The following is a 12567-nucleotide window of genomic DNA, read 5'->3' on the forward strand; positions in this document are numbered from 1 at the left end:
CGATTTCGCGGGCCGATGGTGCATTCATGCAACACCCGCACCGTCACACTATCGAAAAAAGATGAAGAGAATCAGATCATCCACGGCGCGTAGAGCGGCGCGCTGACGGCGCTCATCTCGGCCGCGCGGCCACGCTCGCGGCGTGTCGTCTCGACGATCTCGAAGGCTGTCCGGTCCGACAGCAGGCGCCGCAGCGCCGCGGCATTCAGCCGGTGGCCACCGCGATAGGAGCGGAAACAGCCGATGAAGCGGGCTCCGGCCAGCGCCAGGTCGCCCATGGCGTCGAGCGTCTTGTGGCGCACGAACTCGTTGGGGTAGCGCAGGCCGCCCATGTTGATGACGCGGTTGTCGTCGCCGATGACAAGCGAATTTTCGAGCGAGGAGCCGAGCGCATAGCCGGCGGCCCACAAACGCTCGACATCCTTCATGAAGCCAAAGGTGCGGGCACGCGCGATGTCGCGGCGGAAAATGTCGGCATTGATGTCGGACGCGAAGAACTGGCGCCCGATCGCCGGGCTTTCGAAATCGATCTCGACCTCGAAGCGGGTGCCGTCATAGGGCCGAAACTCAGCCCAGGAAGCGCCGTTCTCGATGCGGACTGGCTTGACGACCCTGATGTAGCGGCGCTTGACCTGCAACGTCTCGATGCCGGCATGGTCGATGGCTTCCACGAAGGCCATGGCGCTGCCGTCGAGGATCGGAACCTCATGTCCGTCGATCTCGATGACGACATTGTCGATGCCAAGGCCGAACAGGGCGGCCATGATGTGTTCGACCGTGGCGATGTGCTCGCCTGAAGGGTCGCCGAGCATGGTGCACAGATCGGTGGCGCCGATTTCTGAGAACAGGGCGCGGAACTCACGGCCCTGCCCTTCGCCATCAGGCCCTTCGCGATTGACCAACTGGAAGACGATGCCGGTATCGGCGTCGGCAGGCAGGAAATTGATGGAAACTTCTTTGCCGCTGTGAACGCCGGTGCCGGTAAGCGACGCGCGCGTCTTCACTGTCGTCTGGTAGTCGTGCAAGACAAACCCCATAAGCCCGATATGCCTAGGACCGCTTCTCCAGCCCGAGGGCGCGGCTCTTTTGAAATCGGCAGGCAGGGCCACTTCCCCGAAATCCCGGCAGACCGACGATGGTAGGCAGCGAAGATAATGTCCCGGCGCGGAGACTCCAAATCACGGTTTCTTTCTCTGTGTAACCGCTAACTGGGACGCGTACGGCCTCCTAACCAATTGATTATAAACCACTTTAAACGTCAACAGGCAGGCAATCCCTTGCCTGCCTGTTAACAATTATTACAGTCCGTTAAAGGCTCAGTTGGCCTGGCGGCGCAGGAACGCCGGAATTTCCAGCTGATCATCGTCCTGAGTCGACCTGACCTGCGGGGTCAGGCGGCCCTGATCGTCCAACTGGCCACGGCGCGGCGCGTAGAGCTGGGCGTCCTGGCTGGCGAGGCGGCGCACTTCCGGTGCGGCCTGACGCAGCTTGGGCTCGCGCGGCTGCGCGGGCTGCAGCCGGGCGGGCTCTTCCTCGCGGCGGGTCAGGCCATTGGTCAGGCGCTTCAGCAGGCCCATCGGTCCGCTGTTCTCATGGTCGGCCGGGCGGCTCTTGGCGTCCACCTCGGCCTTGACGACCGGCGGGAAGTCCTCGACGCGCGGCATGCGCTGCGGCGCCATCGCCACCGGCTGCTGGACCTCGCGCAGCATTTCGCGCGGCTGCGGTGCCGGCTGCATCATCTGCTGGACGACAGGCTGGGGCATCGGCTGCGGCTGAGCCGGAGGCGCCTGGAAGATCTTGCTCTGCGGGCGGAAATCGTCCGCATGGGCAACCGGAGCCGGACGCGCCTGGGCCATTGCCGCGGCGTTTGCCTCGGCAAGCTGGATCGCCTCGGCGACCGGATCCACGGCGCGCGGTTCGTAAGCGGCCTGCTGGACAGGCGCCGGGCGCGTTTCCACGGCGGCGACGGCCGGGCGAGCGACCGGCTTCTGCTGCGGCGGCACGGCACGGATCGAGATCGGCGCGGCGGCGATTTCAGCCGCCGACTTGTCGATGCCGGTGGCGACCACCGAAACCCGGATGACGCCTTCGAGCTCCTCGTCAAAGGTCGCGCCGAGGATGATGTTGGCGTCCTGGTCGACTTCCTCGCGGATGCGGGTCGCGGCTTCGTCGACTTCGAACAGGGTCAGGTCGCGGCCGCCGGTGATCGAGATCAGCAGGCCCTTGGCGCCCTTCATCGAGGTTTCGTCGAGCAGCGGGTTGGCGATCGCGGCCTCGGCCGCCGCCATCGCGCGGCCTTCGCCCGAAGCCTCGCCGGTGCCCATCATGGCCTTGCCCATCTCGCGCATCACCGAACGGACGTCGGCGAAGTCGAGATTGATCAGGCCTTCCTTGACCATCAGGTCGGTTATGCAGGCGACGCCGGAATAGAGCACCTGGTCGGCCATGGCGAAGGCATCGGCGAAGGTGGTCTTGTCATTGGCCAGCCGGAACAGGTTCTGGTTGGGGATGACGATCAGCGTGTCGACGCACTTCTGCAGTTCCTCGATGCCCATATCGGCCGTCTTCATGCGGCGCTGGCCTTCGAAATGGAACGGCTTGGTGACGACGCCGACGGTCAGGATGCCCTTTTCGCGCGCCGCGCGGGCAACGACCGGGGCAGCACCCGTGCCGGTGCCGCCGCCCATTCCGGCGGTGACGAAGCACATATGGGTGTTGGACAGGTGGTCGATGATCTCGTCGATGCACTCTTCCGCGGCGGCGCGGCCGACTTCCGGCTGCGAGCCGGCGCCGAGGCCTTCTGTGACGTGGGCGCCGAGCTGGATCAGCCGGTCGGCCTTCGACATGGTCAACGCCTGCGCGTCGGTGTTGGCCACCACGAACTCGACACCGCGCAGGCCGGCGGTGATCATGTTGTTGACGGCATTGCCGCCGCCGCCGCCGACACCGAACACGGTGATGCGCGGCTTAAGCTCGGTGATGTCCGGCTTCTGCAGATTGATGGTCATTGTCTCCGTCCTTTTGCCTTTCACGCCGCTTCGCCGCCGCGGCCGCCTATGGGGCTGTCCCCGTCAATTAGAAACTGTCTCTCAACCACTGACTCATGCGATGCAGTTTTCCACCCGTTCCGGTCATCCTGAGACCGGAAATGCCTTTCGCCGGATGGCTCTCGAAGCTCGCCATCTGCGGATAGATCAGAAGCCCGACGGCGGCCGAGAAGGCCGGACCCTTCGCCGCTTCGGGCAGGCCCGCGACGCCGAGCGGACGGCCGATGCGCACATTGCGCCCCAGGATGCGGCGCGCCGCCTCCGGCAGGCCCGCCAGCTGGCTGGCGCCGCCGGTGAGCACGACCCGCTTGCCGACCGCATTGCCGTAGCCGGACTTGTTCAGCCGGTCGCGCAACAGTTCGAGCGTCTCGTCGATGCGGGCGCGCACGATGCGCGTCATCACCGAGCGCGGAATCTGCAGCGGTACGTCGCCGTCGTCGCCGATCGGCTGGATCGAGACCAGGTCGCGGTCATCGGCACTGCCCGGCAGCGCCGAGCCATGCATGACCTTCAGCCGCTCGGCGGCGTCGAGCGAGGTCGAAAGCCCCTTGGCCATGTCGAGCGTGACATGGTTGCCGCCGATGGCGATGGCGTCGCCATGGACGAACTTGCCTTCCGAAAACACCGAGATCGTCGTCGTGCCGCCACCCATGTCGATGCAGGCGGCGCCCAGTTCCAGTTCGTCATCGACAAGTGCGGCAAGCCCGCTCGCATAGGGCGTCGCCACCATGCGCTCGACCGACAGATGCGACCGGTTGATGGAGAGTTCGAGATTGCGCATGGGCGCGGCGTCGCCGGTCAGCACATGCATGTCGACGCCAAGCGCGTCGCCCACCATGCCGCGAGGGTCACGCACGCCGCGTTCGGCATCGAGCGAGAAGCCCACGGGCAGCGAATGGATCACCTCGCGCTCGGCCTTGAGCGCCTGCTTGGCGCCGGCGCCCAGCACGCGCCTGATGTCGGCTTCGTCCGCCTCGTGGCCGCCAAGATTGATGGTCGCCGAGAAGGCTTCGCTCTTCAGCCGGCCCGCGGTCATGTTGACGATCAGCGAATCGACCGTCAGCCCGGCCATGCGCTCGGCGGCGTCGACGGACAGGCGGATGGCATGCTCGGCGCGGTCGAGATCGACGACAACGCCCGACTTCACGCCTTGCGATTTCTGATGGCCGATGCCGATCACCTGGATGCGGTGCGAACGGCCGCGCAGCAGCTTGCCGTCTTCGTTCGGCTTCAGCTTGGCCACCATGCAGCAGACCTTGTTCGAACCGACATCCAGCACCGTCAGGGTGCCGGACCGGCGCGACGAGGCATCGCCTGAACCGCCAAGCCAGCTCATATCTTCGTCTCCGGCTTGCGCTTGAGGGTTTTGGGCTTCTCGTTGAGGGCGGCCTCGCGCTGTGTCGCCGCTTCGGGCGTCAGCTGCACGACCAGCCGGTCGGTGAGACGCATGTCGACGGCCGCGATGTCGCGCGACAGGAGCCCTTTGTCGTGGTCCACCTTGACCAGTTCGGCGAGCGCCTGGTCCTCGCCGTCTTCGGGAAGCTTGACGGTAACGCCATTGTCCAGCTTCAGGTCCCAGCGCCGTTCGCCGATACGGATATAGCCTTTGATGCGGCTGGCGAGTTCCGGATACTTCTCGATCTTGGCCAGGAAATCCGGCGCCTTGGCCGGCGCGCCGGCGCCGATCAGCAGCGGCAGCAGCACTTGCTTGCCGCCCGAGAACGGCGCGATGACCGCTCCGTCTTTTTCGATGACGGAAAGGTCGGAGCCCTGTTGCCAGAGCGCGAAGGCCTCACGTTCCTCGACGCGCACTTCCAGCGTATGCGGATAGACCTTGCGCACCGCGGCGACTTCGACCCATGGCAGACCTGCGATCCGCTCGCGCGCCGCTTCCGCATTGAAACCGATCAGCGAGGTCCAGCCGTCGAGTTCGAGCCTGTCAAGGATATCGATCTCGGAGGTCTGATGGTTGCCAACCACCTTGACCTGATCGACGGCAAAGCCGGTGCGGGCGGTGATGCTCTGGATGATGCCGTCGGCGTGGCCCCCGACATAAGCGCCATAGGCGCCGCTCGAGGCAAGCAGCACCGCCGACATGATCGCCGCGGAGAATCGTGGCGCCTGAAACTCGCCGTCGCCCAGGCGCGCCAGGATGCGCACCGGGCGGCGAAGCACGCGCGGCAGCACGAAATGGCTCGATGACAGCGGCAGGCCGAACAGCGACGGCCCTGCCGCGCCCTCCTTGCCCTGTCCCCATTTCAACGCAGACACGAAGCGTCCTCCACCATCCAACTCAACAGTTCACCAAACGAATGCCCGGCCTGGGCAGCGATTTCAGGCACCAGAGACGTCGGCGTCATGCCCGGCTGGGTGTTGACCTCGAGCCATACAACCTCGCCATTTTCGGAGTGACGATCGTCATAACGGAAGTCCGACCGGGAAACGCCCCGACAGCCGACAGCTTGGTGAGCCTTGAGCGCCAGTGTCTGTATTTTTTGGTAAATATTCGGTGAAACTTTTGCGGGGCATTCGTGTTTTGATCCGCCCGCAACATATTTTGAATCGTAATCGTAGAAGGAATGGCCCGTCGGGATGATCTCGCAGACGCCGAGCGCCACATCGCCCATCACGGCGCAGGTCAGCTCGCGCCCATGGATGTAGCGCTCGACCATGACGGTATCGCCATATTTCCACTCGGACGACCCGACCACCTGCGGCGGATGCGACTGCCCCTCCGACACGATGACGACGCCGAAGCTCGACCCCTCATTGACCGGCTTGATCACATAGGGCGGCTTCATCGGATGCTTGTTCTGGATGGCGAAGCGATTGGCGACTTTCGATTCGGCAACGGGAACGCCGACCGATTTGACGACCTTCTTCGCCTGCTCCTTGTTCATGGCCAGCGCCGAGGCGAGCACGCCGGAATGCGTGTATGCAATACCGAGATATTCGAGGATGCCCTGGATGGTGCCGTCCTCACCGAAGGGGCCATGCAGCGCGTTGAAGGCGACATCGGGCTTGAGCCCGGCGAGCACAGAGCCGACGTCGCGACCGACATCGACACGGGTGACCTGGTAACCCTCCTTCTCCAGCGCATCGGCGCAGGCCTTTCCGGAAGACAGGGACACGGGCCGCTCGGACGAGAAACCTCCCAGCAGGACGGCCACATGCTTGCTTTTCATTCCCCGTCATCCCCTCTCATGGCGGACCAAGAACCAGTTTTCCGCAACATTGAGTCCGAGTCTCCCGGCAGGTTGCCCCCCCAGACGGAAAACGCGGGTAACGCGTCGAACGACTCAAATCAGGAAACGCTTTAAGTGCAGAGAATCAGAGAGTTGATTCACTGGCAAGTGCTTATGATTCCGAGAGATTCACTTTGTGAGAAAATGGATGCGAAAACCGCGCCCCTGAGTCTCTAGAGCAACGGTTTTGAGCGTTTTGGCAACGCGTTGAAGTTCACCCATTACGTGAACTAGAGGAGCTGCCCGAGAAACTCCTGCACGGCGTGCCCTGCCCGGAAATTGCCGATGCGCTTGATCTCCCAGTGCAGCCGGATGCCGGAATGTTCGAGCACCCGCGCCCGCACCGTCTCGCCGAGATATTCGAGGTCGTAGCCCGTCGCGGTACCGGTGTTGATCATGAAGTTGCAGTGCATCGGCGACATCTGCGCACCGCCGATCATCAGGCCGCGGCATCCTGCTTTGTCGATCTCCTTCCAAGCCGAGGTACCCTCGGGATTCTTGAAGGTCGAGCCGCCGGTCTTCTCGCGGATCGGCTGCACCGTCTCGCGGTGGTTCTGCACCGCATCCATCGCCGCCTTGATCGTGGCCTTGTCCTCCGCAAAGCCCTCGAAAACGGCGGAGGTGAAGATCAGTCCGGCCGGGGCCGCCGAATGGCGATAGGCATAACCCATCTCGGCATTGCTCAAGGTCTGGAGGTTGCCCTTGCGGTCGAGCGCACGCACCTCGACGACGCGTTCGCGCGTCTCAACGCCATTGGCGCCGGCATTCATCCTGAGCGCTCCGCCGATGGCGCCGGGAATCCCATGATAGAAATGGAAGCCGCCAATGCCGGCCTCAAGCGCCAGGGCCGCCACGCGCTTGTCGGGGGTCGCGGCACCGGCCCTGATCCTGACCGGTGAGATCGCCTCGGCCTCGCCGAAACCCTTGGCCGAAAGCCTGACGACAAAGCCTGGAATGCCGCCGTCCCGGACCAAAAGGTTCGAGCCGACGCCGACAATCGTCAGCGGGACTTCTTCGGGAACCGCCCGCAGGAACGCGGCGAGATCCTCCTCGTCCGCAGGCTGGAACAGCGCCTCGGCGAGCCCGCCGGCGCGAAACCAGGTGATCTTGTCCATCTCCGCATTCGGCGTGATGCGCCCGCGCAGGCCCGCGAGCCGATCGCCAAGTCTGTCGATCAGGGCCTGGCCGTGCATCATGAGGCGGCAAGCTCCTTGGGCAAGGCATAGGCCCATTGGGTGATGTTGCCGGCGCCAAGGAAGACGACGAAATCGCCGGGCTTGGCAATGTCGCGGATGACTGGCGCGATGCCCGCAGGGCCTTCGATATAGCGCGCGTCGCGGTGACCGCCGGCTCGGATACGCGACACCAGCGCGTCCGAGGTCACGCCCTCGATCGGCTCTTCGCCGGCTGCATAGACCGGAGCGACCATCACCGTGTCGGCGTCGTTGAAGCAGGCGGAGAATTCGTTGAACAGGTCATGCAGCCGGGTGAAACGGTGCGGCTGGGCAATGGCGATGACGCGCCCGCTGGTGGCGCTGCGCGCCGCCTTCAGCACCGCCGATATCTCGACCGGATGATGGCCGTAGTCGTCGAACACCTCGACGCCGTTCCATGAGCCCGTGTGGGTGAAGCGGCGCTTGACGCCTGCGAAGGACGACAGGCCCTTCTTGATCGCCTCCGCCGAGAGGCCAAGTTCATGCGCGACGGCGATCGCGGCTGTGGCGTTGGAGACGTTGTGGCGGCCCGGCATCGGCAGGCGCAGACCCGCTATCGTCTTCTGGCCGCCGGTCTTGCGGTCGCGGATCACGACGTCGAACTCCGACGTGGCGCCGGCCATACGATGGTTCATGAAGCGAACATCGGCCTGCGCGTTCTCGCCATAGGTGATGACGCGGCGGTCCTCGATGCGCCCGACCAGCGCCTGCACCTCCGGATGGTCGGTGCACATCACGCCGAAACCGTAGAACGGCACGTTCTCGACGAACTGGCGGAATGCCTCGCGCACCTTGTCGAAACTGCCATAGTGATCGAGGTGTTCGGGATCGATATTGGTGACGACGGCGATGTCGGCGGGCAGTTTCAGGAATGTGCCGTCGCTTTCGTCGGCCTCGACCACCATCCATTCGCCGTCGCCCATGCGGGCATTGGTGCCATAGGCGTTGATGATGCCGCCATTGATCACCGTCGGATCGAGCCCGCCGGCTTCGAGCAGGGTGGCCACCATCGAGGTCGTCGTCGTCTTGCCATGCGTGCCGCCGATGGCGACAGCCTGGCGGAAGCGCATCAGTTCAGCCAGCATCTCGGCGCGGCGAACGATGGGCAGCAATTTCTCCCGCGCGGCTTTCAATTCAGGATTGGACTTCTTGATCGCCGTCGACACGACGATGACCTCGGCTTCGCCGAGATTTTCGGCCTTGTGGCCGACGAAGCATTCGATGCCCTTGTCGCGCAGCCGCTGCACATTGGCGCTGTCGGCCTGGTCCGACCCCTGCACCTTGTAGCCGAGATTGTGCAGCACCTCGGCGATGCCGCTCATGCCGATGCCGCCAATGCCGATGAAATGCACGAGCCCGATGGTCTGCGGCATCTTCATGCGTGCGTCCCCTTCCTGAAATCCGACAGTGTTTTGCGGGACGCAATAGCCTCTGTGAGGTCGGCGAGCAACCGTGCCGCGTCGGGCCTGCCGACCGACCTTGCCCCGGCCGCCATCGTGGCGAGCCGGTCTGGCTGGTCCATCAGCGCGCCGATCAAAGCCGCGATGCGCTCCGGCGAAAGCGTCGACTGCGGGTGCACTTCGCCGCCGCCGGCAGCGGCAAGGGCGGCCGCGTTCGCCGCCTGGTCATGGTCGAGCGCATAGGGATAAGGCACCAGCAGCGCCGGCCGTCCGATGACCGCGATCTCCGACACCGTCGAGGCGCCGGAACGCGAGATGACCAGTTGCGCCGCCGCCATGCGCGCCGCCATGTCGTTGAAGAAGGGCGAAACCTCGACGCCAACGCCGAGCGCCGCATAGGCTTCCTTCACCCGCGCCACGTCATCGGCGCGAGCCTGCTGCGTGATAACGAGGCGTCTGCGCTGAGCATCGGAAAGCAAGGCGATCGCCTGCGGCATGGCATCGGAAAAGAACTGGGCGCCCTGGCTGCCACCGAAGACCAGCAGGCGGAACGGCTGGCCCGCGGCCGATGGCGTATAAGGCGTTTTAGCCGCTTCCAGCACCGCGGGCCTGACCGGATTGCCCGTCGTTACCGTCTTGGCGCCGGCGGCACTCCCATCCTGTGGCAGAAAACCGCCGGCAATGGCATTGACGCGGCCGGCGAGCGCCCTGTTGGCGCGCCCCATCACCGCGTTCTGCTCGTGGATCAGCGTCGGCACTCTGCGCCGCGTCGCCGCATAAAGCGGCGGCAAGGTCGGATAGCCGCCAAAACCGACCACCGCCTCCGGCTTGATCCTGGCGATGATCGCGGAAGCCTGGCGAACACCACGCCAGATCTTCCAGAAGGCGCCAAGCACGGCTAAGGGATTTTTCGACCCCATCGTCGCCGACTGGATGGGATGGATGGCGGCCGCCGGAAAGTTGCCGGCAAAGCGCTCGGCACGGTCGTCGGTCGCCAGATGCACCGCCCAGCCGCGCCCGATCAGCTCATGGGCCAGCGCTTCGGCCGGAAACAGATGCCCGCCGGTTCCGCCAGCGCACAGAAGGATGACGCCTCTTGCCATGTCACTCCGCCGGCAGAGCGCGCTGCGGCAGCGCAAACCCCATCTGCTTGCGCTTCTCCGGCCGCTTGCGCGTCAGCGCCAGCACCATGCCCATGGAGATGGCGATCGCGATCTGCGAGGAGCCGCCATAGGAGATGAAAGGCAGCGTCATGCCCTTGGCCGGCACCAGTTGCAGGTTGACGCACATGTTGATGACGGCCTGCAGGCCGAACACCGTGACAAGGCCGCCGACCGCGTAGCGGGTGAAGTCGTCGTGCTCCTTCAGCGCCGTGTTGAGGCCACGCAGCACGATGAAGGCGAAGATCGACATGATGAAGAAGCACATGATCAGGCCGAACTCCTCGCCGGCGACCGAGAAGACGAAGTCGGCATGGCTGTCCGGGATGACCCGCTTGACGGTGCCCTCGCCCGGCCCGACGCCGAACCAGCCGCCATTGATCAGCGCGTCGCGTCCCATGTCGACCTGGAACGTGTCGCCCTCACCCGTGAGGAACTTGTCGATGCGCAGCGCAACGTGCGGAAACACCGTATAGGCGGCAAAGACGCCGCCGACGCCTGCCGCACCCAGCACGACGATCCAGAGCCACGGCAGCCCCGCCATGAAAAACATGATGCCCCAGGTGCCGGTCGTCAGCATCGTCTGCCCAAGGTCTGGCTGCGCCACCAGCAGCGAAACGACGAGCGCCAGGAGCAGCATGGCGAAGAGGTTGCCCGGAATGTCGGGCTGGCGCTTGTGCTCGGCGAACAGCCAGGCGCACATGATGACGAAGGCAGGCTTCAGGAATTCGGACGGCTGGATCGACAGGCCTGCGAGCGAAACCCAGCGTCTCGCGCCCTTCACCTCTACGCCGACATAGAGAACGGCAACCATCAGCACCAGCATGAGGCACAGCATGATCAGCGACATGCGCCGGATCTGCCTGGAATCGAGGAAAGAGACCAAGAGCATCACGCCCAGCGCCGGCACCGTGAAGACGATCTGCCTCGTGGCGAAGTGGAAACTGTCGAGGCCGATGCGTTCGGCCACCGCCGGGCTGGCGGCGAAGGACAGGATGATGCCCAGCCCCATCAGCGACAGGAACGCCGCCAGGAACCAGCGATCGATCGTCCACCACCAGGTGGCGACCGGACTTTTATCGAGACGGCTCTGCATTATCGTGCCCCTCCGATGGGTTTGACGCCATCTATAGCGTTCGCAGCTTGCCTGAAGGCTTCGCCACGGACTTCGAAGTTCTTGAACTGGTCGAAACTGGCGCAGGCGGGGGACAACAGCACAGCCACCTCGCCGCTGTCGTCCTGGGCCGCGTCATGCGCCGCATGCTCGACCGCCGCGGCCAGCGTGCCCGATATTTCATAAGGCACCGCCTCACCTAGCGTCGCCGAGAAGGCGGGCGCGGCCTCGCCGATCAGATAGGCCTTGGCGATGCGCGGGAAGAAGCCGCGCAGTGGCTCGATGCCGCCCTCCTTGGGCAGGCCGCCGGCAATCCAGTAGATGCGGTTGAAGCTGGACAGGGCGGGCGCCGCCGCATCGGCATTGGTGGCCTTGGAATCGTTGATGAACAGCACATGGTCCTTGCGGCCAACCTGCTCCATGCGATGCGCGAGCCCGGGGAAGCTCTCCAGTCCCGACTGGATTTCACCGAGTTCAAGTCCGACCTTGAGGCAGGCGGCGACCGCCGCCAGCGCGTTCTGCGCATTATGCTGGCCACGCAGCGAGCCGATGCCTTCCAGGAAGGCCACGCGGCTGTAGCGGCCGTGCACGGCTTCCATCAGGTTGGTGCCATCGGCGAAATAGCCGTCGGTCAGCGGCAGGCGTTTGGAGATGCGCACGACCTGGCGCCCCGCCCGCTCCAGCCGCTCGGCGATCTGCGCGCACCAGGAATCGTCGATGCCGATGATCGCCGTCTCGCTGCCGGCCACCAGCCGTTCCTTGATCGAGGCATAGTGCTGCATGGTGCCGTGACGATCGAGATGGTCCGGCGTCAGGTTGAGCAGGATGCCGGCCGTCGGGTTGATCGAGGGCGCTAGGTCGATCTGGTAGGACGAGCATTCGACCACGTAGTGCCGGTCCGGTTTCGGCGGATCGAGCGTCATCACCGCGCGGCCGATATTGCCGCCCATCTGGGTGTCGCGGCCGGAAGCCTGAAGAATATGCGCGGTCAGCGCGGTCGTCGTCGACTTGCCGTTGGTGCCGGTGATGGCGATGAACGGCGCCTCCAGGGCGCTCTGCGTCCGCTCGCGGCAGAACAGTTCGATGTCGCCGATGATCTCGACACCGGCGCCACGCGCCAGTTCCACCGTCCAGTGCGGCTTGGGATGCGTGAGCGGCACGCCGGGCGAGAGAACGAAGGCGGAGAAACCGGCCCAGTCGGCGCCGCGCAGATCGCCCGTGGCGATCCCGGTGGCGGTTGCCTTGGCGACACTGTCGGGATTGTCGTCCCAGGCCAGCACCTCAGCCCCACCCTCGATCAGCGCGCGCGCCGTCGCAATGCCCGAGCCGCCGAGCCCGAAGAGCGAAACGCGCTTGCCTGCGAAGGATGCGGCGGGGATCACGGCGT

The 12567-nt window shown here is 64.9% G+C and carries 10 protein-coding genes; all 10 read right to left on the bottom strand.

The window, feature by feature from the left end:
* Nucleotides 1–71: 71 nt before the first annotated feature.
* The 10 genes from lpxC to murD all read right to left on the bottom strand — a co-directional run bounded on the left by lpxC (nucleotide 72) and on the right by murD (nucleotide 12562).
* Nucleotides 72–1037 carry a UDP-3-O-acyl-N-acetylglucosamine deacetylase gene (lpxC, locus tag FFS37_RS16005; protein WP_137931920.1) on the bottom strand — a complete coding sequence of 322 codons (966 nt, stop codon included), beginning with the start codon at nucleotides 1035–1037 and terminating at the stop codon, nucleotides 72–74.
* Between the two features lie 279 nt (nucleotides 1038–1316).
* A complete protein-coding gene (gene ftsZ, locus FFS37_RS16010; RefSeq protein ID WP_137931921.1) occupies nucleotides 1317–3008 on the bottom strand; it encodes a cell division protein FtsZ in 1692 nt (563 codons plus the stop codon).
* Nucleotides 3009–3075: 67 nt separating this feature from the next.
* A complete protein-coding gene (gene ftsA / locus FFS37_RS16015; protein WP_137931922.1) occupies nucleotides 3076–4383 on the bottom strand; it encodes a cell division protein FtsA in 1308 nt (435 codons plus the stop codon).
* On the bottom strand, nucleotides 4380–5318 hold the full coding sequence (locus FFS37_RS16020; RefSeq protein ID WP_137931923.1) for a cell division protein FtsQ/DivIB: 939 nt from the start codon (nucleotides 5316–5318) through the stop codon (nucleotides 4380–4382). The genes ftsA and FFS37_RS16020 overlap by 4 nt, the downstream gene beginning before the upstream one ends.
* On the bottom strand, nucleotides 5306–6232 hold the full coding sequence (locus FFS37_RS16025) for a D-alanine--D-alanine ligase (protein WP_137931924.1): 927 nt from the start codon (nucleotides 6230–6232) through the stop codon (nucleotides 5306–5308). The genes FFS37_RS16020 and FFS37_RS16025 overlap by 13 nt, the downstream gene beginning before the upstream one ends.
* Before the next feature lie 290 nt (nucleotides 6233–6522).
* Nucleotides 6523–7488, bottom strand: a complete 966-nt coding sequence (gene murB, locus FFS37_RS16030) for a UDP-N-acetylmuramate dehydrogenase (RefSeq protein ID WP_137931925.1) — start codon at nucleotides 7486–7488, stop codon at nucleotides 6523–6525.
* Nucleotides 7485–8885 (bottom strand): UDP-N-acetylmuramate--L-alanine ligase, encoded by a 1401-nt coding sequence (gene murC / locus FFS37_RS16035; protein ID WP_137931926.1) that lies wholly within the window; start codon nucleotides 8883–8885, stop codon nucleotides 7485–7487. The genes murB and murC overlap by 4 nt, the downstream gene beginning before the upstream one ends.
* On the bottom strand, nucleotides 8882–10009 hold the full coding sequence (murG, locus tag FFS37_RS16040) for an undecaprenyldiphospho-muramoylpentapeptide beta-N-acetylglucosaminyltransferase (protein ID WP_137931927.1): 1128 nt from the start codon (nucleotides 10007–10009) through the stop codon (nucleotides 8882–8884). Before murG ends, murC begins: the two co-directional genes overlap by 4 nt.
* Before the next feature lies 1 nt (nucleotide 10010).
* Nucleotides 10011–11162: a putative lipid II flippase FtsW gene (gene ftsW, locus FFS37_RS16045; RefSeq protein ID WP_137931928.1), complete on the bottom strand. Its 1152-nt coding sequence runs from the start codon at nucleotides 11160–11162 to the stop codon at nucleotides 10011–10013.
* Complete coding sequence (gene murD / locus FFS37_RS16050) at nucleotides 11162–12562, bottom strand: UDP-N-acetylmuramoyl-L-alanine--D-glutamate ligase (protein ID WP_137931929.1); 1401 nt, start codon at nucleotides 12560–12562, stop codon at nucleotides 11162–11164. Before murD ends, ftsW begins: the two co-directional genes overlap by 1 nt.
* Nucleotides 12563–12567: the final 5 nt, after the last annotated feature.

This window comes from Mesorhizobium comanense (genome assembly GCF_005503535.1).
GTDB lineage: Bacteria > Pseudomonadota > Alphaproteobacteria > Rhizobiales > Rhizobiaceae > Mesorhizobium > Mesorhizobium comanense.